General features: G+C 62.1%; 22 protein-coding genes. 14 read left to right on the plus strand and 8 right to left on the minus strand.

Annotated elements, in window-relative coordinates; genetic code table 11:
- Positions 1–99 precede the first annotated feature (99 nt).
- From NKH83_RS05260 to NKH83_RS05310, 11 genes are all read left to right on the plus strand, one after another.
- Positions 100–1,269, plus strand: a complete 1,170-nt coding sequence (locus NKH83_RS05260) for a porin (RefSeq protein ID WP_352802743.1) — start codon at positions 100–102, stop codon at positions 1,267–1,269.
- 128 nt (positions 1,270–1,397) lie between these two features.
- Entirely contained in the window at positions 1,398–2,183 is a 786-nt protein-coding gene (recO, locus tag NKH83_RS05265) for a DNA repair protein RecO (protein WP_352480327.1), read from the plus strand.
- Between the two features lie 13 nt (positions 2,184–2,196).
- The gene (locus NKH83_RS05270) at positions 2,197–2,349 is read left to right on the plus strand and encodes a hotdog fold domain-containing protein (RefSeq protein WP_254820198.1); all 153 of its coding nucleotides are present in this window, start codon (positions 2,197–2,199) and stop codon (positions 2,347–2,349) included.
- An 84-nt stretch (positions 2,350–2,433) separates the two neighbouring features.
- Positions 2,434–5,133 carry a DUF2339 domain-containing protein gene (locus tag NKH83_RS05275; RefSeq protein ID WP_352802405.1) on the plus strand — a complete coding sequence of 900 codons (2,700 nt, stop codon included), beginning with the start codon at positions 2,434–2,436 and terminating at the stop codon, positions 5,131–5,133.
- Between the two features lie 40 nt (positions 5,134–5,173).
- A complete protein-coding gene (locus NKH83_RS05280; RefSeq protein WP_352480329.1) occupies positions 5,174–6,070 on the plus strand; it encodes an ABC transporter substrate-binding protein in 897 nt (298 codons plus the stop codon).
- A gap of 143 nt (positions 6,071–6,213) precedes the next feature.
- A complete protein-coding gene (locus NKH83_RS31595; RefSeq protein ID WP_502895551.1) occupies positions 6,214–6,354 on the plus strand; it encodes a hypothetical protein in 141 nt (46 codons plus the stop codon).
- A gap of 197 nt (positions 6,355–6,551) precedes the next feature.
- Positions 6,552–7,070 carry a sigma-70 family RNA polymerase sigma factor gene (locus NKH83_RS05290; RefSeq protein ID WP_254820200.1) on the plus strand — a complete coding sequence of 173 codons (519 nt, stop codon included), beginning with the start codon at positions 6,552–6,554 and terminating at the stop codon, positions 7,068–7,070.
- Positions 7,067–7,858: an anti-sigma factor family protein gene (locus NKH83_RS05295; RefSeq protein WP_352480330.1), complete on the plus strand. Its 792-nt coding sequence runs from the start codon at positions 7,067–7,069 to the stop codon at positions 7,856–7,858. The genes NKH83_RS05290 and NKH83_RS05295 overlap by 4 nt, the downstream gene beginning before the upstream one ends.
- A gap of 208 nt (positions 7,859–8,066) precedes the next feature.
- A complete protein-coding gene (locus tag NKH83_RS05300; protein ID WP_254820202.1) occupies positions 8,067–9,173 on the plus strand; it encodes a peptidase C39 family protein in 1,107 nt (368 codons plus the stop codon).
- Positions 9,170–10,633 carry a RimK family ATP-grasp domain-containing protein gene (locus NKH83_RS05305; protein WP_254820203.1) on the plus strand — a complete coding sequence of 488 codons (1,464 nt, stop codon included), beginning with the start codon at positions 9,170–9,172 and terminating at the stop codon, positions 10,631–10,633. The genes NKH83_RS05300 and NKH83_RS05305 overlap by 4 nt, the downstream gene beginning before the upstream one ends.
- 22 nt (positions 10,634–10,655) lie before the next feature.
- Positions 10,656–10,928, plus strand: coding sequence for a DUF3303 domain-containing protein (locus NKH83_RS05310; protein ID WP_254820204.1), 273 nt, complete (start codon positions 10,656–10,658; stop codon positions 10,926–10,928).
- A gap of 129 nt (positions 10,929–11,057) precedes the next feature.
- Here NKH83_RS05310 and NKH83_RS05315 read toward each other — a convergent pair whose 3' ends face one another.
- The 3 genes from NKH83_RS05315 to ygfZ form a co-directional block, all read right to left on the minus strand.
- A complete protein-coding gene (locus tag NKH83_RS05315; protein ID WP_352802408.1) occupies positions 11,058–13,196 on the minus strand; it encodes a putative bifunctional diguanylate cyclase/phosphodiesterase in 2,139 nt (712 codons plus the stop codon).
- Positions 13,197–13,260: 64 nt separating this feature from the next.
- Positions 13,261–13,893, minus strand: a complete 633-nt coding sequence (locus tag NKH83_RS05320) for an HD domain-containing protein (RefSeq protein ID WP_023677753.1) — start codon at positions 13,891–13,893, stop codon at positions 13,261–13,263.
- Positions 13,893–14,753: a CAF17-like 4Fe-4S cluster assembly/insertion protein YgfZ gene (gene ygfZ / locus NKH83_RS05325; protein ID WP_352480332.1), complete on the minus strand. Its 861-nt coding sequence runs from the start codon at positions 14,751–14,753 to the stop codon at positions 13,893–13,895. The genes NKH83_RS05320 and ygfZ overlap by 1 nt, the downstream gene beginning before the upstream one ends.
- An 83-nt stretch (positions 14,754–14,836) precedes the next feature.
- Here ygfZ and NKH83_RS05330 point away from each other — a divergent pair, with 83 nt between their 5' ends.
- Complete coding sequence (locus tag NKH83_RS05330) at positions 14,837–16,168, plus strand: dihydroorotase (protein ID WP_352480333.1); 1,332 nt, start codon at positions 14,837–14,839, stop codon at positions 16,166–16,168.
- Positions 16,169–16,201: 33 nt separating this feature from the next.
- Here the strand turns inward: NKH83_RS05330 and NKH83_RS05335 are convergent, their stop codons facing one another.
- The 4 genes from NKH83_RS05335 to NKH83_RS05350 form a co-directional block, all read right to left on the minus strand.
- Positions 16,202–17,005 carry a hypothetical protein gene (locus NKH83_RS05335; RefSeq protein ID WP_352480334.1) on the minus strand — a complete coding sequence of 268 codons (804 nt, stop codon included), beginning with the start codon at positions 17,003–17,005 and terminating at the stop codon, positions 16,202–16,204.
- 80 nt (positions 17,006–17,085) lie between these two features.
- A complete protein-coding gene (locus NKH83_RS05340) occupies positions 17,086–17,343 on the minus strand; it encodes a hypothetical protein (protein ID WP_008874920.1) in 258 nt (85 codons plus the stop codon).
- Between the two features lie 373 nt (positions 17,344–17,716).
- On the minus strand, positions 17,717–18,094 hold the full coding sequence (locus NKH83_RS05345) for a TIGR02301 family protein (RefSeq protein ID WP_023677748.1): 378 nt from the start codon (positions 18,092–18,094) through the stop codon (positions 17,717–17,719).
- Between the two features lie 48 nt (positions 18,095–18,142).
- Positions 18,143–18,568, minus strand: coding sequence for an NUDIX hydrolase (locus NKH83_RS05350; protein WP_254820209.1), 426 nt, complete (start codon positions 18,566–18,568; stop codon positions 18,143–18,145).
- Positions 18,569–18,689: 121 nt separating this feature from the next.
- On the opposite strand from NKH83_RS05350, the gene NKH83_RS05355 reads away from it, so the two are divergent.
- Positions 18,690–19,451 (plus strand): SOS response-associated peptidase, encoded by a 762-nt coding sequence (locus NKH83_RS05355; protein WP_352802746.1) that lies wholly within the window; start codon positions 18,690–18,692, stop codon positions 19,449–19,451.
- Between the two features lie 57 nt (positions 19,452–19,508).
- On the opposite strand, the gene NKH83_RS05360 is transcribed toward NKH83_RS05355, so the two are convergent.
- A complete protein-coding gene (locus NKH83_RS05360; protein WP_254820210.1) occupies positions 19,509–19,658 on the minus strand; it encodes a hypothetical protein in 150 nt (49 codons plus the stop codon).
- Between the two features lie 418 nt (positions 19,659–20,076).
- On the opposite strand from NKH83_RS05360, the gene cysS reads away from it, so the two are divergent.
- Positions 20,077–21,609 (plus strand): cysteine--tRNA ligase, encoded by a 1,533-nt coding sequence (cysS, locus tag NKH83_RS05365; RefSeq protein WP_352480335.1) that lies wholly within the window; start codon positions 20,077–20,079, stop codon positions 21,607–21,609.
- The last annotated feature ends 112 nt before the right edge of the window (positions 21,610–21,721 follow it).

A 21,721-nucleotide genomic window follows, 5' to 3' on the forward strand; every position in this document is an offset into this window, starting at 1 on the left:
AGAGGGGGTGCGGTGCGCGCCTTTTTCGACGTGGGTGAGGCGTTCAGCCGTTCAACCATGAATCCAAGCCATTTTAACTTTGACTGGAGAGGTCAGAAAATGAATATCAAGAGCCTTCTTCTCGGCTCAGCCGCGGCATTCGTCGCGGTCTCCGGCGCGCGCGCCGCCGACGCCGTTGTCGTCGCCGAGCCGGAACCCGCTGAATACGTCAAAATTTGCGACGTCTACGGCGCCGGCTACTTCTATATCCCGGGCACCGAGACCTGCCTGCGCATCGGCGGCTATGTCCGCTATGATATCGGCGTCGGCGATGCCGGCTCGCTCGATGGCGTCAACCATGTCCCTGACCATCAAGGCGACGACACTCATTCGACCTACTACAAGAACGCCCGCTTTACGCTGAAGACCTGGACCGGTCAGGAGACTGAGTTCGGTACGCTCAAGACCTACACCGAGACCCGCTTCAACTTCGGCAACAGCAGCGGCGACTACCTTAATCAAAAAGCCTCCAGTGCCAACGACTGGCAGGGCCGCAACAAGTCTCTTTCGCTGCGTTACGCCTGGATTCAGCTCGGCGGCCTGCGTGTCGGCAAGGACGATACGGCTTTCGATACGTTCATCGGTTATGCCGGCGCCGTCATCCAGGATACGCTGATTCCGTATGGCGGCCAGGAGAGCAACGTCGTTCAGTATTACTTCGACGCGGGCAACGGCTTCTCGGGGTTGGTCTCGCTCGAAGAAGGCGCCGGCAGCGTCGGCACCATCGACAGCTATATTCCGCATGTCGTCGGCGGCTTGAAGTACAAGGGCGACTGGGGTGCGATCACCGGCGTCGTCGCTTATGACAGCAATTACGAGGAAGTGGCCGGCAAAGTTCGTTTGGACGTAAAGGCCACCGACGAACTGTCGCTGTTCATCATGGGTGGTTACGGCACGGACGACAACCTCAACGACAATGCAGGCAACGCCATTGATGCGAGCGGTCGTGGCTTCTACAAGCAGTGGGGCGGCAATTGGGCAGTCTGGGGCGGCGGCACCTACAAGTTCAACGAAAAGACTTCGTTCAACGCCCAGGTCTCTTACGACGACTGGAAGAACCTCGGCATCGCCGCTAACGTTGCTTATACCGTTGTGCCCGGCTTTACGGTCACGGCTGAAGTCGATTACCTCAATGCTGGAAAGTTCGACGACGCAGACTTCAACAACTGGACCAAGGCCAACAAGAAGAGCAGCGTCGGCGGCATTCTCCGCTTCCAGCGCTCGTTCTGATCAGCTGAAGATTTGACAGGCGGCCCGCGGCGCAAATGCTGCGGGCCATTCTGTTTTCTGGCAGGACGATTCGGGCATCTGACGACCTAATCTTGATTTCGCCATCCAACCGGTGACAAGCTCTCGTCATGGAATGGCGCGACGAGGGAATCATTCTGGGCACCCGCAAGCATGGCGAAACCAGCGCCATTCTCGAGGTGATGACGCGCGTGCATGGCCGCCATCTCGGCCTCGTGCGCGGCGGCCGTTCGCGCAAACAGCAGCCGGTCTTGCAGCCCGGCAATCGCGTCGACCTGTTGTGGCGGGCGCGGCTCGACGAGCATCTCGGCACCTTCCAGGTCGAGGCGATCGAGATGAACGCCGCCCGGTTGATGGACAGCGCCGTTGCCGTCTACGGCCTGCAGACGATGGCCGCACATCTGCGTCTTCTGCCCGAGCGTGACGCCCATGGCGGCCTTTACGAGACGCTTGCGGTGATGATCGCTCATCTCGACGATGCCGATGCCGCCGGCGAGTTGGTGGCCCGCTTCGAGCTGCTGGTCCTCGACGAACTCGGTTTTGGCCTCGATCTCAGCCAGTGTGCGGCGACCGGCACCAGGCAGGACCTTGCCTATGTCTCGCCGAAATCCGGCCGCGCCGTGTCGCGCGCGGCGGGCGCGCCGTGGCGCGACAAGATGCTGGCGCTGCCTGCCTTCCTGCAGCGCGGCTCCGGGTTGCGCGCCGATCCGGCGGCGATCGAGGACGCCTTCCGGCTGACCGGCTTCTTTTTGACCCGCCATGTCTACGAACCGCGCGGCATCGAGCCTCCCGGCGCCCGCGCCGGGTTTCTCGCCGCCTTGCGCAGGCATCAATCACCCGGCCATGAATCCGGCAAGGCGAGCGCCGCAGAAACCGCCGGGGAGACCACCAGATGAGCGACGTTGAACCTTGTCCCGGCAACGTTTCGCCGCTCGGCCTTGGCACAAGGGCGGCACGCTGGCGGTTTCGGAAGCGGCGCTGAAGGATGTCAACGGCAAGCTGCTGGCTTTGGGCGCTGAAACATGCTCGATCTTTCCGGCGGCCAATCTGGTGGCACGTTGAATGGACCGGCCGTTTGGCCGCCGCATTTGAATGTCACTGAACATTGAGTGTCAGTGACAACTGGCCTGGTTTGGGGGAACCGCCATGTTTGAAAGCCTGATTGGCCTCGTCGCCATCATCGCGCTGTTCGTCATCATTTCACGCCAGCAGAGCCGTATCGGCCTGATCGAGCGCGAGCTTGGCGCCTTGCGCAGCCTTGTGCTTTCGGGCACGCCTGCGCTGCCGCCGCAAGCCAAGGAACCGGCTGCAAACGACAGCAAACCGGCGGATGCCGCAATACCGCTTGCGGCCGCAGCCGACCTGGCATCGCCAGGGACCGCAGCGGTCGCATCAGCCACAGAGGCCGAGGCCGATACCGCGGCGCCATCCGCGCCGGAGTCGGCGCAACCGGCGGCCGCGGCGAAGCCAGCTCGCCAGTCCGACGTCGAAACGGCTCTCGGTACTCGCTGGGCGGTCTGGGTCGGCGGCATCGCGCTGGCGCTGGGCGGCCTGTTCCTGATCCGCTACACCATCGAGGCCGGCATTTTCGGGCCACGCGTGCGGCTCGCCATGGCGGCGGCACTCGGGCTGGTGCTGGTCGCCGGCGGCGAGTTCATCCGGCGCACCGGCTTCAGGGTGCCGGTGCAAGGTGCCGCCGGTGCCTATATCCCGGCAATCCTGACGGCGGCCGGCGCCTTCATTTTGTTCGGTACCGTCTACGCCGCGTACAGCATTTACGGCTTTATCGGCCCGACGCTCGCTTTCACGCTGCTCGGCGCCATCGGGGTGGCGACGATCGCGGCAAGCCTGGTTCACGGTCAGGCGCTGGCCGGCGTCGGCCTGCTCGGTGCCATGGTGACGCCGCTGCTGGTCGCCTCGCAGGCGCCCAATCCGTGGGCGCTGTTCGGCTATCTGGCGATCGTGCTCGTCACCGCCGGCGTCATCGCCCGTATCCGCGACTGGAGGCTTTTGATGGCCGCAGCCTTCGTCGCCACCGGCATCTGGACCATCTTCTACATGACCGAAGCACCGGGGACGAACCTTTCCGTCATCCTTTTTATCGACGGGGTGACACTGGCCGTGCTCGCCTTCGTCTGGCTTGGCCGCCGCGACGAAGCGGTCGCCGGCAGCGGCTTCGATTGGCCGTCGATCGCGCCGGGCTTCTTCGTCGGGCTTTCGGCGCTGGCCCTGTTCGTCGATCCGGCCTTCGCCGCCATCCGCGGTGCATTGCCGGGTGCCGCCCTTGTCGCAGCCCTGGTGGCGGTGGCGCTCTATCGGCCGCGGGCGCTGGCACTGCTGCACGCCGCCGGGCTGGCGACTGTGCTGGTCTATCTCGGCATCATTCCGCCGACCACGATCGCTTCCGATTTTTCGGGCGGCGCTCTTAGCGTCGACGGCATGCCGGTTGTGGCGTCCGATGCCTTGATGCTCAGGGTCGGCATCGTTCTCGGCCTGGTCTTCATCGGCATCGGCTTTTGGGCAGCGCGCCGTTTTGCGGCCCATGGCTGGCTGCGCGCCGCCACGTGGGCGGCCTGGAGCGCTGTCGCGCCACTGGTCATCCTGCTGGCGCTCTGGTCTACCTTCGGCAATCTCGACCGTGACCTTGCTTATGCGGCGGTTGCAGCCGTATTGGTCGGGGTCTTCGCTGCCGGCGGCGAATGGATAGCACGCGGCGAAGCGCCGCCGCTGACCGGCGGCGCTGCCGTCTCCTTCGCGCTCGGCGGGGCGGCGATTGCCGGCCTGCTGATGCTGCACATGGCCTTTGGTTCGGGCTGGACAACCATCCTGCTCGGAGCAGCCGCCGCCGTGCCAGCGCTGGCGACGCGCTGGCGTAGCTATCCGGTGCTTGGATGGATTTCCGTTGGTGCGGTGATTGCAGTGCTTGGTCGCGCTGCCTTCGACCCGACCATCGTCGGTGCCGAGTTCCTGTCGAAGACGCCGGTGTTCAACTGGCTGCTGCTTGGATATGGGGTGCCGGCGCTCGCTTTCGGTTTTGCCGCCTGGCAGCTTGCCCGAACCACCAATGGCCGACCGCGCCTTGCCATGGAGGCCGGCGCCGCGCTGTTTTGCCTGCTCACCGTCGCCATGCTGGTGCGCCATGCCATGCATGGCGGCGTCATCGATACGGCTGCTGCGACGCTGGCCGAACAGGCGATCTACACGCTGATCGCCATCGGTGCCGGTGCCATCCTGGTCGCTATCGACATGCGCTCGCCAAGTCAGGTGCTGCGTTACGGCTCGATTGCAGCGGGCGTGGTCTCGGTCGCCTTCATCGTCCTCCAGCATTTTCTGGCGTTGAACCCGTTGCTGACCGATGAATCGACCGGCAGCATTCCGGTGTTCAACCTTCTGTTCCTCGCCTACCTCTTGCCGGCGGTCGCGGCAGGCGCACTGGCACTCCATTGCCGTGACAAGCGGCCGCAATGGTATGCGGCGATGCTGGCGGTGGTGGCGGCGGTGCTCGCTTTTGCCTATGCCACGCTGTCGGTCAGGCGCCTGTTCAAGGGTGAGTTCATCGGGCTGTGGAGCGGTCTCGGCCAGCTTGAGACCTATACCTATTCGGCACTGTGGCTGGTAATCGGCGTGGTGCTGCTCACCGCCGGTGTCTGGCTGAAGTCCCAGGTGCTGCGCATAGCGTCGGCAGCGCTGATCTCGATCGCCGTGCTCAAAGTCTTCATCTTCGACATGTCGGAACTGGAAGGCGTGTTGCGGGCGCTGTCCTTCATCGGCCTCGGCGCGGTGCTCATCGGCATCGGCCTGTTTTATCAGCGGCTGCTGACAAGGGCGGCGAGAGAGGTAAATTAGGTCGTCCACTGCAAGAAGGTCCAGCCTGGAGGACAGCGCGTTGCTCATAAACGACATAGCTACGATCGGCATCATCACGGCAGGCCCTGGGGGACCAATCGAAGGCTTCAAGGAGGGGCTGAGAGAACTGGGATTTGCCGAAGGCCGGAGCATTCGGTTTGAGCAGCGATCGGCCAATGGTGATTTGGGCAGGCTTCCCACCCTGGCGACGGAACTGGTTAGGCTGAACGTCGACCTTATCGCCGTGATCGGGGCGGTGACCGCGCGTGCGGTCCAAAAGGCGACAACGGAGCTCCCCGTCGTTTATTCTGTCGTCGTCGATCCGGTCAGTGATGGCCTCGCCGCAAGCCTGGAGAAGCCCGGCGGCAACATGACAGGAGTAACCAGCTTCGATCCAAACCAGGCGCGGACGCATGTCGAGTTGTTGCGAGCCGTCTTACCAGCGCTCTCCCGCATCGCGATCTTGAGCGATCAGGGGGTGTCCGATTGCCTGTCAGCCTCCAATGCTGGGGCAATACAAGAATTTGGGCTGAACCCGCAGGTTCTCCGCATTATAGGGCCTCAGCCCGATCTTGACGGCGCTTTTGCAGCGATGGATCGCGAGCTGGTCGAAGCGCTCATCGTCCTCGAGGAGCCGATCATTGCAGCACTCCGCGCAAGAATCGCGGAGCTTGCCCTTGCGCGTCGCTTGCCAACCATCTTCGCGCGGGAGCAGATCGATGCGGGAGGTCTGTTCTGCTACGGCACCAGCTTGCGAAGCGCAACATATCACATGGCGCTGTGCGCGAAGAAGATTCTTGATGGCAAGAGCCCCCGCGACATACCAATTCAGACTTTGTCCCAGCACGAATTGGTGGTGAACTTGCAGACCGCGAGAAAGCTCGGTCTAACGGTGCCTTCAAATATAGTAAATAGAGCGGTGCGTGTGATTGAATAGTACTGCGGCCGCTGACCCGCAGCAAGGGAGACATAGGATCAAATGGCACTCTATATACGAGGCCCCGAAGTGGATGCTTCAGCGACTATGTTGCAGCGCCAGACGGACGCTCCAAGCAAAACGGAGGCGGTGCGGACCGCGCTTTGCACGAACTCGAACGCAGTCGCACCAATGTGTCGCTTCGCGACCGGATTGCCAGGCTGCAAGCCGAGGCGGTGAGGATGGGCCTGCCCAATCCTGACTTCGATATGAAGAAATTCACAGCCGAGATGCGGGAAGACTGACGTTTGTCGACGCGCCGCTATTCGTCACCACGCATTTCTTTCAACTTTCGGATGCAACCCGGGAATAAACCTGCCACCGGCAGCGTTATTCAGTTGCTTGGGTGACCGGGGCGGCGGACCGCTTCGCGCTGGCCGCTTGCGCCGCGCTGCAAAGGCGCGTTCAATCACCACGGACAGGGGCTCCAGAACCAGCGGTCATGGACGAAAAGAAGGCAGCAATCCTGGGTGAAATACCGCGTCTGCGCCGCTATGCACGCTCGCTGTTGCGCGACCGCGATTCCGCCGACGATCTCGTCCAGGATTGTCTCGAGCGGGCGCTTGTGCGGCTCGACAATTGGCAGACAGGAGAAAGCCCCAGGAGGTGGCTGTTTACGATCATGCACCATTTGTTCATCGACCAGATGCGCAAGGTGAACCGGCGCGGCGAGGCGGCGATGCTGCCGCTCGAGACAAGCGAGGCGCAGGCAGCACCCGCCGAGCAGGTCGAGAGCATCGCCTCGCGCGAGATCGTCGACGCGCTGCAGGCGATCAGCCCTGACCGGCGCGCGGCACTTGTGATGGTCGCCATCGAAGGGTTTTCCTATGCCGAAGCCGCCAACATCCTTGGAGTGCCCGCCGGCACTTTGATGTCGCGCATCGCGCGCGGACGTGACGAACTGCGAGCGCTGCTGGATGATACCGCGCGCCGCCGCTCGATAAGGATCGTTGAGAAATGAGCCGGCGCGATTTCTCCGAACGCGACATCCACATGGCTCTCGATGGCGAGTTGCCGGGCGACGAGCGGACGGCCTATGAGGCATGGCTCGAGGCCAATGCCGAGATGAAGGCCAAGAGCGCACGCTACGCCGCCGACCGGGAAGCGTTGCGCGCAGCCTTTAATGGCGTGCTGGACGAACCCGTGCCGGTGCGGTTGAGCAAGGTGGTGCTTGGCGAGGCGCCGGTGGTCAGAGTATCGCCGTCGCGCTCGCGTTGGTGGCTTGCGGCCGCGGCTGCCGCCATCCTGGCGATTGGCGGTGCTGGCGGCTACCTTGCCGGCATCGGCCGCCTCGGCCTGGAAAATACCGCCGAGGACCAGCTTGCCGAAGAGGCGATCGCCGCCCACGTCATCTATGCCGCCGAAACGCGGCATGCGGTGGAAGTGCCGGCAAGCGACAAGGATCATTTGCAGAGTTGGTTGTCGAACCAGGTGGGTCTGAAGCTCGTCGCGCCGGATCTGGCGGCGCAAGGATTCCAACTGGTCGGTGGCCGGCTGCTGCCCGCCGGCCAGGGCAAGGCCGCGATGCTGCTTTACGAGGACGTCAAGGGCGAGCGCATATCGCTCTTCGTCACCGCCGAATCGGCAGCCAAGGCCAAGGGCACCTATGGGGAGGACGATGGTCCTGAGGCCGTCTATTGGCTGGACAAGGGTTATGGCTGCGCCGTCGTCGGCTCGCTGCCGCGCGAGCAACTGGCCGCAGTGGCCAAGAGCGCCTATAGCCAGCTTTTGGCGGGCTTGCAAAGCTGAGCAGGCTCTCGCTCTTCCGGAGCCGCGCCGTTGCCTAAACACGGAGGTCGTTCAAAGCCTTTGCGCGACCTGCCTGCCGTCAAAACTGTCACAATTCGGCCCTAATCGAGGTGCGATAGCGCTTGCTGAATGCTGGCACTTCGGCTGGTGTGACCGATGTTTAGACTAGGGCCGTTTCCACAACCCAATCGAGGTTTTCTGAGCCCGCATGCCTGCCGAGATTCGCAAGGCCCGCGCGTCCGACGTCGATGACCTCGCCGCCATCGAAAAAGCCGTTTTCTCGAGCGATCGCATTTCTCGCCGCTCCTTTCGCCAACTGATCGAACGCGACACCGCCGAGCTGCTGGTTGGCGAAAGCGATGGCCGCGTCGCCGGCTATGCAGTCGTGCTGTTTCGCAAGGGCAGCGGCGTCGCGAGGCTTTATTCGATCGCCGTTGGTCCATTTTTCGGCGGCCGTGGCGTTGGCCGGCTGCTGCTGGAAGAGGCCGAGGCCGCCGCTTTCGAGCACGGCCGCATGATGCTTCGTTTGGAAGTCCGCGAGGACAACCCGCGCGCGATCCAGATCTACGAGCAGAGCGGCTACCGCAAGATCGGCCGCGAGCCGGACTATTACGAGGATGGCGCCACGGCGCTGCGCTATGAAAAGACCTTGCGCGGCGACATTCCGGTGGCCACCGAAGTGCCGTTTTATCAGCAAACTTGCGAATTCACTTGCGGACCATGCTGCCTGATGATGGCGATGGCTTACTTCGGCCCCGGATTCGTGCCGGATCCGGTGATGGAAATCAGGCTGTGGCGTGAGGCGACGACCGTTTTCATGATGTCGGGGCCGGGCGGCTGCGAACCGTTCGGGCTTGCCGTCGCCGGCTATGAGAGCGGGCTTGCTGCTGAGATCTATGTCTCCTTCTACGGCGCGCTGTTCCTGCAGTCGGTGCGCAGCGAGGACAAGCGCCGCGTCATGGAGCTGGCGCAGGTCGACTTTCGCCGCCGCGCGGAACTTTACAGCATCCCGGTGAATTACCGTTCATTCGGGCTTGACGACATTCGCACCGCGATCGCAGAGGGAAAACTGGTGCTGGTCCTGATCAGCGGCTTCCTGATGTTCGGCAAGAAGGTTCCGCACTGGGTATTGGCCATCGGTGACGACGGCGATCATATCCTGATCCACGACCCCTGGGTCGAGGACGAGCGGCAGGAGACGATCCTCGATGCTGCCAACATTCCCGTGCCTTACGGCATCTTCATGAACATGGCGCAATTCGGCCGCGACGGATTGCGCGCCGCCATCACTCTCGGAAAGCGCGATAGCCAATGACCTGGGTCATCCTTACCGGCCGGCAGAACGATCTCGACCAAGTGGCGACGCCGCACAAGATCATCACCAATCGCGACTACCTTGCCCATCCGGCACTGTTTCGCGGTCAGCGGCCGAAGGTCATCAACCTGTCGAACAATTACGGCTACCAGAGCCGCGGCTATTACGCGTCGCTGCTTGCTGGTTCGCGCGGCCATAAGGTCATCCCGACGGTCGAAACGATGATCGACCTGTCGGAGCGCAAGCTCTATGAGCACGCGTTGCCGGAACTCGAACTCGCACTCAACAAGTGCCGCAAGGACCTGGGTGGCGCTTTTCCCCAGAAGGTCTGCATCTTCTTCGGCATCGGACCATCCAGGATCTGGGACCGCTTCGCAAAACTTCTGTTCGACTGGTTCCGTGCCCCGGCGCTCGAGGTCCACATCAGGGACAGCGCCGAATGGGCCTCGATCCGCAAGATCGGGTTCCATCCCCTGGCCAGGATGACCGAGGACGAGGAAACGCACTTTCTCCAGTGCCTGGAGACCTACACCAACCGCGAGTGGCGCGACACCAAGGGCCGCACGCCGGCGCGCTACACTTTCGCCACTCTGGTCGATCCGCATGAGGAACTGCCACCGTCGGAGATTTCGTCGCTGCGCCACTGGGCCAAGATCGCTGAAAAGATGGGCGTCGAAATCGAGCCGATCACCAAGCGGGATCTGGCCAAGCTCGCCAACTACGACGCGCTGTTCATCCGCGAGACCACCTCGATCTCCAACCACACCTACCGCTTTGCCCGCCGCGCCCAGCAGGAAGGCATGCCGGTCATCGACGATCCGCTGTCGATGATCCGCTGCACCAACAAGGTCTATCTCAACGAGCTGATGACCTACAACAAGGTACCGGTGCCGCCAACGGTGATGATAGCCGGCACCTCGGACCTGGAACTTGCGGCGCAGACGCTGGGCTTCCCGCTGGTGCTGAAGATCCCGGACTCCTCGTTTTCGCGCGGCGTCAAGAAATGCGGCACTTTCGAAGAGTTGAAGTCGCTTGCAACCGAATGGCTGGAGGATTCCGACCTCCTGATCGCGCAAAAATTCATTCCGACGGAATATGACTGGCGCGTCGGCGTCCTCGGCGGCCAGCCCTTGTTTGCCGTCCATTATCTGATGGCCAAGAAACATTGGCAGATCGTCAATCACAAGGCCAACGGCAAGCCCGACCAGGGCGGCATCAAGACCTTCACCCTGAAGGAAGCGCCGGCCCATGTCGTCGAGACGGCGGTGAGCGCGGCGCGTTGCATCGGCGACGGCCTCTACGGCGTCGACCTCAAGGAAACCAGGGACGGCGTCTTCGTCATCGAGGTCAACGACAACCCCAACCTCGACCACGGCTGGGAAGACTCCGGCGAAAAGGACGAGGTCTGGGTGCGGCTGACGCAGTGGTTCCTGGAGCGGCTGGACCGGCCGGGCCGATAATATCCGAACTGAGGGGAAAAAGATGCTGTTCTTCGTAACCGAGGATTTTCGCGGCTGCGACCGCAAGGAGATCTACCGCCGTTTCCGCGACCAGGGCCGCCTGAAGCCGGACGCGCTTCTCGTGCACCACAGCTGGATCGCAGCGGATATGAGCCGCTGCTTCCTGCTGGTGGAGGCCGATGACATCACGCTCCTGCAGCGGTGGGTTATCGAATGGGCCGATCTGGTCGAATTCGAGATTGTTCCTGTGGCGACGAACAAGGATATGGTTGAGGCTTTGAGCGGGCACCTCTGACCCGGCAAGGAACCTCCTGGTTCGCCACACCTGAATGCCGCCTTCTCTATCAAGGAATTAACACGCGAATCGAGCGTCATCTCAAGGAGATCTAAGCCGGTTGCCCGCGCTTCCGCGAGACTGTCGCACTTAGCCGGACTGCCGGATCGTCGCGCTCGACTTCAGCAGCCGATTGATGTCCGACGCCTTTGACGGCACGCCGATCAAATAGCCCTGGGCCTCGACACAACCCTCCTTTTGCAGGAATTCAAGCTGCGCTTCGGTCTCGACACCTTCGGCGGTGACGGTGATGCCCAGCTGTGCGCCAAGCCCGATGATGGTGCGCACGATCGCCGCGGTATCGCGACTGTCGATGTCACGGGTGAAAGAGCGATCGATCTTGATCTTGTCGACGGGAAAGCGCCTGAGGTAGCCCAACGACGAATAGCCGGTGCCGAAATCGTCCAGCGCGATGCGGACGCCCAGATCGCGTAGCTGCCTGAGTGTCTTGAGCACCAGATCGCTCTCGTCCATCAGCACCGTTTCGGTGATTTCCAGTTCAAGTCGGTTGGCCGGCACGCCCGAGAATGCCAGTGCCGAAATGACGCTGCGGGCAAAGATACCGCTTTTGATCTGCACGGCGGAGACATTGACTGCGATGCGCCAAGCCGCCCAGCCTGCCGCGGTCGTGCAGGCTTTTCGTAGCGCCCATTCTCCGAGCGGCACGATCAGCCCGGTCTCCTCGGCGGCCGGAATGAAGTCGTCCGGCCGCACCAGGCCGCGCACCGGCGATCGCCAGCGCATCAAGGCTTCGGCACCGACGATTTCGCCGGAGGCGATGTTCATGATCGGCTGGAAATCCAGCTCGAATTCCCGGCGCGACAGCGCTGCCCTGAGATCGATTTCGAGCGCCCGGCGGGCCCGCACCATCGCGTCCATGGCCGGTTCGAAGAAGCGGTAGAGGTTGCGCCCTTCGCTCTTTGCCCGATAGAGCGCCATATCGGCATTTTTCAGCAAAGTCTCGGCGTCCTTGCCGTCATTTGGAAACAGCGCGATGCCGAGACTGATGCCGACACGCATGTCGTGTCTTTTGTCGCGAAACGGCTTTCCGATGATCTCGACGATGCGTTTGGCCAGCTTTTCCGCGTCGCCCGGGCTTTTGAGATTGAACAGGATGATGACGAATTCGTCGCCGCCGAAGCGGGAGACAACGTCCGTTTCATTGCGCAGGCACCGTTGCAGCCGTTCGGCCACGCATTTCAGCAGCCAGTCGCCGGCGGGGTGACCCCAAGTATCATTGACTGCCTTGAAGTGATCGAGGTCGAGCGAGAATATCGCCAGCGATCCGTCTCTCGTCTCGCTCAGGGCTTGGTCGAGCCGTTCGCGAAGCATCGAGCGATTGGGCAGGTTGGTGAGTGTGTCGTGGTGCGCAAGATGGGTCATGCGCTCTTCCACACGCCTGCGCTCGGTGACGTCGTCGAACGTCGCGACCCAGCCGCCGCCGCTCATCGGCCGGCGCGCAACCAGCAGCGTCCTGCCGTCGGCGAGATGACGATGCGTTACGTGTGTTTTCCCCGCCCGCAGGCAGGCTTCGATTTGCGAGATTTCGCTGTCGGGGTCGAGCTTTGTATAAATGCCCAGTTCCAGCAGCCGCTTGAACGCATCACGGTGGCTCATACCGAGCGGGAAGTCGGCGGGCCTGACATGATAAAGTTCCAGGAAACGTTCGTTGCGCACGATCAGCTTGCCGTCCGCATCGTACATCAAAAGGCCTTGCGACATGTTGGCAAGTGCTGCGTCGAAACGGCGGTGCTGCTCTTTCAACTCCTGCTCGGCGCGCCGTTGCTCGGTGATGTCCTCGTAGATCGAGACCCAGCCACCTGACGCCAGCGGCCGGTGCGAAATGTTGACGATGCGCCCGTCTGCAAGCGTTTCCTCATAGGTGGAAGGCTTTGCCTGGTCGATATAGGGCTTGCGGATGGCATAGAGTTGCTCGGCGCTTTGCGAGGCGATGCCGATATCCACGCTGTGCTGGAGGATGTCGAAAAACCGGATGCCGGGCCGCACCACTTCGGCGTCGAGGCGAAAGATGCTGATGTAGTTCCTGTTGCAGATGATCATCCGCTCATCGGCATCGAACATGCACAGGCCATGCGACATGTTCTCGATCGCTGCCGAAAAACGCTCGTTCTGTTCGCGCAGCTCGTCTTCGATCCGTCGCGGCAGACCAACGCCTTTGGCCCTCCGTCCGCGGACGGATGAACCAGCCTTGATACCGGCAACGGGCATGAGGCAAGCCTATGGACCATGGTTAACCACGGCACTGTTGTCCCTGCCGGTTAATTTACCGTTTTCAGCCGGCTGGAACGGCAGTCTGGCGTCGCGACTTTTCGATTGCCGCAAACCGTTTGAGAAAGGCATTCTGCGCCCAGGTCACCGAGCGCGGCGTGACATCGAAGCGCTCGGCGTTGAAACCGCGCGGCCTGCCGAAGAACTCGGTCGCCTCTGCCGTCGAAAAACCCGCAAGCAGCGTTGCTTCGAAATAAGCGGCGATCTGATCCGCTCGCTTGATTTCCTTGCGCAGCCCCGCGTCGAGTTCGGCCGGCAGTGAAAAGCGCAGATGGATGGCGCGCTGCAGCCTGATCTCGCAATCCCTGTAGCTGCCGCCCATCACGGATTTGAACGGCGAGATCATATCGCCGATGACGTATTCCGGCGCGTCGTGCAGCAGCGCCGCCAACCGCGCGTCGGCGTCGGCATCCGGCATCAGTTCGCCGACAAGTGTTTCGACCAGCAGTGAATGCTGGGCGACCGAAAAGGCGTGATCGCCTCTGGTCTGGCCGTTCCAGCGTGCGACGCGGGCAAGGCCATGGGCAATATCGGAGATCTCGATGTCGAGCGGCGAGGGATCGAGCAGGTCGAGCCGGCGGCCGGACAGCATACGTTGCCAGGCACGCGGCGGCGCCCCGGCGCGGTCGGCCGCCATCAGGCGTCCTCCGCGCCAACGGCTTCCTGCGGAAAGCTGAATTTCGCCCAGGACGGGATGGCGAGCGACACGGCGACGTCGTCAGCCAGGATCGGCAGGCCGGCGTCGAGCGCTGCCTTGACCCGGTCGATGCGGGCAATGGCAAGGCCTGTCGTGCCGGCGGTCGAGCCAAGCGTGCCGACTGGTCGCCCCGCCACGGCCAACTCTGCGCGCGAAGTGGGCAGGGGGCGTTCGGCCGAGACGATCAACACCCGGCGCCTGGCAGTGCCGCGATGCTGCATGCGCGAGACGACCTCCTGGCCGACGTAGCAGCCTTTCTTGAAGCCGACGCCACCGATCTCGTCGAGCAGCACATCATGCGGAAACGCGTCGCCGAGCTGATAGTCGCTGCCGCTTTCGGCAATGCCATTGGCGATGCGAAAGGCTTGCCATGCGGCAAGGTCGCCGCTGTCTGCGGCGCCACCATAGAAGCGCGTGACGATAGCATCGACAAACCGCGCATCGGCAAACGGTGCGGATTCAAATTGCGAGGCAGTTGAATGGCTTTCCCATACGACGGTCACAACCGACCGATCTGCCTTGGCAATTTCGACTTTGGCGCGCAACTTGTAGAGCGTCAGCCGGCGCATGAAGTCATCGATGGTCTCAGCACGGCATTCGAGCCGGAAAATATTTTCGTCAGCGCGCGAGATCAGGAAGTCGAAAAGGATCTTGCCTTGCGGCGTCAGTAAGGCGCCGGGCTTTGCTTCGCCGCGGCCGAGCGCGTCTAGGTCGGTGGTCAGGATGTTCTGCAAAAAGTGTTCGGCATCCGGTCCGGATACGGAAACGAGTGCGCGATCTCTGAGCGAGGCAAAGGGCATGGTGGGAAAACGAGCCTGATCTTGCAAAACTATCGGTCATTACGTAAGCCGCTGGCACTTCCCCCGCAAGAGACCGGATCCGCATGGCCCCCCTCTACGATCTCATCCTGACAGGCGGCACCGTGGTCAATCACGACGGCGAGGGTTTTCGCGACGTCGGTATCAATGGTGGGCGCATCGCTGCCATCGGCGACCTCCGCCAGGCATCGGCGGGCGAGACGATCGACTGCCACGGGCTCCATATCCTGCCGGGCGTCGTCGACAGTCAGGTGCATTTCCGCGAGCCGGGACTGGAGCACAAGGAAGATTTGGAGACGGGCTCCCGCGCAGCGGTGCTTGGCGGCGTCACCGCCGTCTTCGAGATGCCGAACACCAATCCGCTGACCACCAGCGAGACAACCCTTGTCGACAAGGTGCGGCGTGCCACCGGCCGCATGCATTGCGACTTTGCCTTCTGGGTCGGCGGGACCCGCGACAATGCAAAAGACGTTGGCGATCTCGAGCGGCTGCCGGGTGCGGCCGGCATAAAAGTGTTCATGGGCTCGTCCACCGGCGACCTGCTGGTCGAGGACGACGAAGGCGTTGCCTCGATCCTGAGGAACACACGCCGCCGCGCCGCCTTTCATTCCGAGGACGAGTTCCGGCTGCGCGAGCGGCTTGGCGAGCGTATCGCGGGCGATCCGTCCTCACATCCGGTGTGGCGCGACGAGATCGCTGCATTGCGCTGCACAGAGCGCCTTGTGCGTATCGCGCGCCAGGTTCGCGCCCGGATCCATGTGCTGCACATCTCGACCGCCGAGGAGATAGGCTTCCTCGAACAGCATAAGGATGTCGCGACCTGCGAGGCGACGCCGCATCATTTGACGCTGAGCGCCGATGACTATGCGCAGCTCGGTACGTTGATCCAGATGAACCCGCCGGTGCGCGCCACGCGTCATCGCGAGGGGATCTGGCAGGGCATTGCGCAAGGCGTTGTCGATGTCCTCGGCTCCGACCATGCGCCGCACACGCTGGCCGAGAAGGCAAAACCTTATCCGGCGTCGCCGTCCGGTATGACCGGCGTGCAGACTTTGGTGCCGATCATGCTGGACCATCTCAACGCCGGCCGGCTGACCTTGCAGCGCTTTGTCGACCTGACCAGCCACGGCCCGCAGCGTATTTTCGGCATCGCCAGGAAAGGCCGTATTGCCGCCGGCTACGATGCCGATCTGACCATCGTCGATCTGAAGCGCCGCGAGACCATCGCCAACGCCCAGCAAGGCTCCAAGGCCGGCTGGACGCCTTATGACGGCAGGCAGGTGACCGGCTGGCCGGTCGGCACCATCGTTCGCGGCCGGCGCGTGATGTGGGAAGGCGAGATCGTCGCGCCGAGCCAGGGCAGGGCGGTGGAGTTTTGCGAGGCGTTGGCGGGCTAAGCTCCCTGCCTCATAAGGGCCAGGCTAAGCCACTCAATCCCCAGCAACGAAGAACGTCCATTGTCCGGTCGGCGTGATGCCGACTCGATAGAAGATGTACGCACCGAACTGCTTCATATCGTCATAGTCGCTGGCGGTGACGATCTTGAACAGCTCGACCCGCTGCCTGGCATCGAGTTTGTCCAGCGGCAGGGCGAAGAAATAGGGCCAGACATAGAGATCCTGCGGCGTGCCGGCATCGACATGGACATAACCGGCACTGAGCACCTCTTCCAGGATGGCGAGGATCTCCTGGCCTTCCGTATCGCCCGAAAGGCCCTTCAGGAAGGCGATCGGGTCGCCCTCGATGTCACCCAGCGACAATTGGGTCATCATGTCTCCCGTGCCGATCAGCGGCCGAAGCTTTTCGATGTCGCCGCTTTTGCACGCCTCGACGATCAGATCGTGCATGCGCCTCACCGGTTCCGGCAACTTGGCCAGGTCGTAGACGACTTCGGGCACAGGCGCGTCCGGATCGACATGCGGATTGGCCATCCCGCCATCGTCCGTTGGCCCTTTCGGTTCGGTTTGCTCTGGCTCCTCGGACGGAGTCGGCTGGCGGGCTGGAGGTGGTACCGTGCCGAGTGGGCCGGGCATCGGGACGGTACTTCCAGACGGCGACATGTCGCCGTCCGGCGGCGGCGTCACCGGCGAGGGCAGGTCTTCGCGTTTGATCTCGCTGAGGGCGTGAGCGGGACTGCTCGCAAGAAACAGTGCAAGGGGAATTGTGGCGCAGGAAGCAGTAAGCCAAATGCCGAGGACCAGGCCGCGTGGCTTGCCTGATATCGAAAAATTCACCGCCTGCTACTCCCTGGTTCCAGCCCATCCATGTGCCCGGACATGATGTCCGGCGGCGCGCCGTCGTCAAAGAACCGGGATCAGTGCCGCAGTCTTTCGGGCTCGAAGGCCCCGGCAATCACCTTTTCACGCATGCGATCGAGCAGGGCAAGCGCCGAGGTCTCGCCATTGGCGCGCAGCATTTCGCCGAATGCCGTTTCGAGGGCTGCCTCGGCGATGATTTCAGGCTCGATCCCCGCCGACAATCCTTCTGCCCAGGCTTCGCTGTGGCTTTCCACGGCAGTCAGGCGCTTTTCTTCCCTGACCAGCGCGTCGATGTCGTTGACGCCATGTTCCATTGCGATGTCCACCCTTTCAAGCGGTGATCCGTTGGACAGGGATCAAGCTTGAGTTGTCCCTTTTACACGCAGGCGCAAGTAAGTATCTGTAAATGCGACATTTTTTTGGTCGCTGTCTACAAATTCCGTCGCGTCTAGCAAACCTGCATCCGATCCGTCTCAAACTTAGCCGATTAGGTCGGCCAAGGGGACGGAAACCTTCAGTTTGAGTTAATTTCACATCTGCGCGCTAACGTTTCGTTAACATAGTTGCAAAAGTGCAACATTAGGTTTGCACCAAGACCTCAGTCGAGGCAAGCGGGGAAGTGTCGAACGCGTCCACCGCGACGGCGCCGACCCTTGATGCGGCTTTTCCGGAAAGCGGCTGCCGTCGTCAGTTTCCGTAGCGCGAAGCGATGTCGCGAGACAGCGTCTCGCCTTCCTTCATGTAGCGGCTGATGGCTTCCGTCGCCGAGGCGGTGCATTGCGTATAAGTGCCGCCGAACGACCGGTAGCCGCGGTTGAAGCTGGCGATGAAGCGGGCGCGCCGCTCCGGGTTCGGATTTTCCGATGCGATCAGTTTTTCCATCTCGGCTCGCCACCGATCGCCCTTCTCGCCACACAGATTACGCAGGAAATGCAGCGAGCCGAGCACTTCCGCCAGCCGCATCAGCCCGGGCTCGAACGGTGCTTCGGCGGCAATCGCCGGGCGCGCACCGACGACCACACTGACGGCGAGGCATGCGGCGAGAAACGAAGACGTGCGGCTCATGAGGCTTTGTGCTGGAACAATTTGTCGCCTGCAAGGCGATTCTCTGGCTCACGTCTCGCCGTCTTTTTTGGGACCGAGTAGATCGTCGGCAATTTCAAACACTGCATCGGCGAGCGGCATCGCCATCATTTCGGCCAGCGTATAGAAAGCCGCGGTTTCGGCGTCGTCGCTGGCAACCGCCTCGCCGCCGGCATAATCGGCCCCAAACACCGTCAGCCAGTAGTCGACCGGATGTCCGTCCCCGCTGCCGTCGATGTGGATTTCCCGCAGCGGCCGGTAGCTGCGCGCCTGCAATCCGGTCTCTTCCAGCAATTCGCGCCGTGCTGCCTGTTCCAGCGTCTCGCCGGCTTCGACCTTGCCGCCGGGAAAGGCATAGAGGCCTTGCGAGGGCGGCCTGGCCCGCTTGACCAGCAGCACCGTGTTCTCGCGCACGACGCAGGCCGAGACTGCCGGAATGATCTTGCGTGCTTCCATGGCTCCGGATCGCTCGATTGGCACAGCCCGTTGTGGACCGACCGTCGGCGAACAGCTTTAGCGGTTGCGAAAGGCAGGTTCCATGGCCACTTTCATACGCCACCAATCGAAAGCTGAATTCATGTGCGGACGCTTTGCTTTGACAGCCACTCCGGACCAGACCGCCGCCTTTCTCGGCCTGGCGGAACTTGAGGAGTTTCCGGCCCGCTACAATATCGCGCCGACGCAGCCGGTGCTGATGGCGCTCGCCGGATTGACGCAGGCGCCGGGCTCGAACCTGCCCGACCGCCGCTCGATTCTGGTGCGCTGGGGCCTGATCCCTGCTTGGGTGAAGGATACGCGTAACTTCCCGCTGCTGTTCAACGCGCGTTCCGAGGGGGCTTCGGAAAAGGTGTTGTTTCGCGCTGCCATGCGCCATCGCCGCGCCCTGGTGCCGGCTTCGGGATTCTACGAATGGCACCAGACCGGTGGCAGAAGAGGGCAGCCCTATTGGGTGCGGCCAAGACAGGGCGGGCTTGTCGCCTTCGCCGGGCTGATTGAGACCTATGCCGAGCCGGGCGGCTCGGAAATGGACACCGGCGCCATTCTGACCGCCCACGCCAACGCCGATACTGCCCATATCCACGACCGCATGCCGGTAGTGATCCATCCCGAGGATTTCGCACGCTGGCTGGATTGCCGTACGCTCGAGCCGCGCGACGTGGCCGATCTGCTGAGACCCGCCCAGCCCGATTTCTTCGAGGCGATCCCGGTTTCCGACCTCGTCAATAAGGTCGCCAATACCGGGCCGGAGATTCACGAGAAGGGGGTCATCGAGCCTGAGCTCGAGAAGGTCAAGCGCCAGAAGTCCGGCGCGAACGACAATCAGATGAGTTTATTTTAGCAAAAGCTACTGTTACTGGCTCGCCGTGAGCGCCTCAATCTTCACCCGACCGCATTCTCAGGCAGCGCGCGGCGAGACGATCTTCTGTGCCGGCTTCTTCTTCTTCGCGGTGTGCAGAAGAGCGGCGACGATTGCTGCCGGGCCGATCGCTCGGTAATAGCTGGCGAGCGCCGGTTGCTTGGCACGGCTGGGTTCCTGCTTGGGCATTCTTCTCTTCCCTAGTAACGTCTTCGTGTCTGCGTTTGCTGGCCGAATCCGACCAAATCGTGACGCTTGCTGATCTAGCCGGCGAATGTTTCATGACAGTGCCGACATGTTTAATAAAATGTTTCAGTGCCGCATTTCCTGTGATCCAACGATATTTTTGGCGAAGGTAGCGACTTGACGGCAACACCGGGCAAGGCGATAAAGCCGGCCATGAAAACGCCTTTCGCCATTTGTGGCATTTGCATTATCGGCTAGCCTCGCGCTGGTCCTGGACGTTTTCGCCTCATCTCCTCCAAGATTGGACAAACGCCCCGGCCAGCAGGCTGGAGCCCGATTTGCGCCTCGGCGTAACTGGCTTCATCCAGAGCACGATCCCAAAGATCATGCTCAACCAAAGTAACGCACCGGGAACGCACGTATGTCTGACGCATCGAAGAGCCTGCGCCTCTACAATACGCTAACGCGGAGCAAGGAGGATTTCTTCCCGATCGATCCGCGCAACGTGCGCATGTATGTCTGCGGCCCGACGGTCTATGACTTCGCCCATATCGGCAATGCGCGGCCGGTGATCGTCTTCGACGTGCTGTTCCGTTTGCTACGCCATCTCTACGGGGAAGCGCACGTCACCTATGTCCGCAACATTACGGACGTCGACGACAAGATCAACGCTCGCGCGCTGCGCGATTTCGGCGGCGAAATTGCATCGGGCAAGCTGTCGCTGAACGAAGCGATCAGGCGGGTCACCGAAAAGACCGCCGATCAGTTCCACAAGGACGTTGCGGCGCTCGGTTGCCTGGAACCGACGGTCGAGCCGCGCGCCACCGAGTTCGTCGAGCCCAGGCCCGACGGCAAAGTCGACATGATCTTCTTGATTCAACGCTTGATCGAACGCGGCCATGCCTATGTCGCGGCTGGAGAAGTCTTGTTCGACACCGCTTCCATGCCGGATTATGGGCAGTTGTCGAAGCGCAATCTCGATGAGCAGCAGGCCGGCGCCCGCGTCGCCGTCGATGCGCATAAGAAGAACCCGCAGGATTTCGTGCTGTGGAAATTGTCTTCGCCCGAGGAGCCGGGCTGGGACAGCCCGTGGGGCAGGGGTCGGCCGGGCTGGCACATCGAGTGCTCGGCGATGTCGGCCGCCTATCTCGGCGAGGTGTTCGACATCCATGGCGGTGGTCTCGACCTGATCTTTCCGCACCACGAGAACGAGATCGCGCAATCGCGTTGCGCCCACGGCACCGAAACGATGGCCAAGGTTTGGATGCACAACGGTTTCCTGCAGGTCGAAGGGCAGAAGATGTCCAAGAGCCTGGGCAATTTCTATTCGATCACCGAATTGCTGGAGACGGATACCTTTGGCGGCCGCAAATGGCCGGGCGAGGTGCTCAGGCTGGCGATGCTGATGACGCATTATCGCGAGCCGATCGACTTTTCCGTGCGCAAGCTGGAAGAGGCGGAAAGGCTGCTTACGAAACTCTACCGTCGATTTGATGAAATCTGGCCCGTGAACCCAACCACACCGGAACCTCGAATTTTGGAGCATTTGCTCGACGATTTGCAGACATACGATGCGTTCCGCACCGCTTCTTCATCTGAGTACGGAGCTGGGGATGATGCGGGCCGAGTCTTGGCTGGTCTAAAACTTCTGGGTCTTATGCAGCACACCCCAGATGAATTCTTACGTGGCGTCCCAGCTGTGACTGAGACCAAGGCCGTCGCCCACGCAAGCATTCCGGAGGAGGACGACACCCTCGACGCATACGGCTCTGTTGGTCCCACCAAGGATCGTATCAGAGCGCGTATAGACGAAAGACTCGGTCTTATTCGCGAAAAGAACTGGGCCGAGGCCGACCGCATCCGCGACGAGCTTCTGGCGCAAGGCGTGCAATTGAAGGACGGAAAGGACCCGGTCACCGGCGCCCGCATCACCACCTGGGAGGTAAAGCGGTGAGGGTGGAGGTCGAAATGCGTGCAAGGCTGGCGAAGGCTTTTGTGATGGCCGATCTCCCCCCTTGCGGGGGAGATGTCCGGCAGGACAGAGGGGGGTGGGAAGGATCGCCGAC

Origin of the sequence: Mesorhizobium sp. M0909, from assembly GCF_040319515.1 — a bacterium.
In the GTDB taxonomy this organism is placed as follows: Bacteria; Pseudomonadota; Alphaproteobacteria; order Rhizobiales; family Rhizobiaceae; genus Mesorhizobium.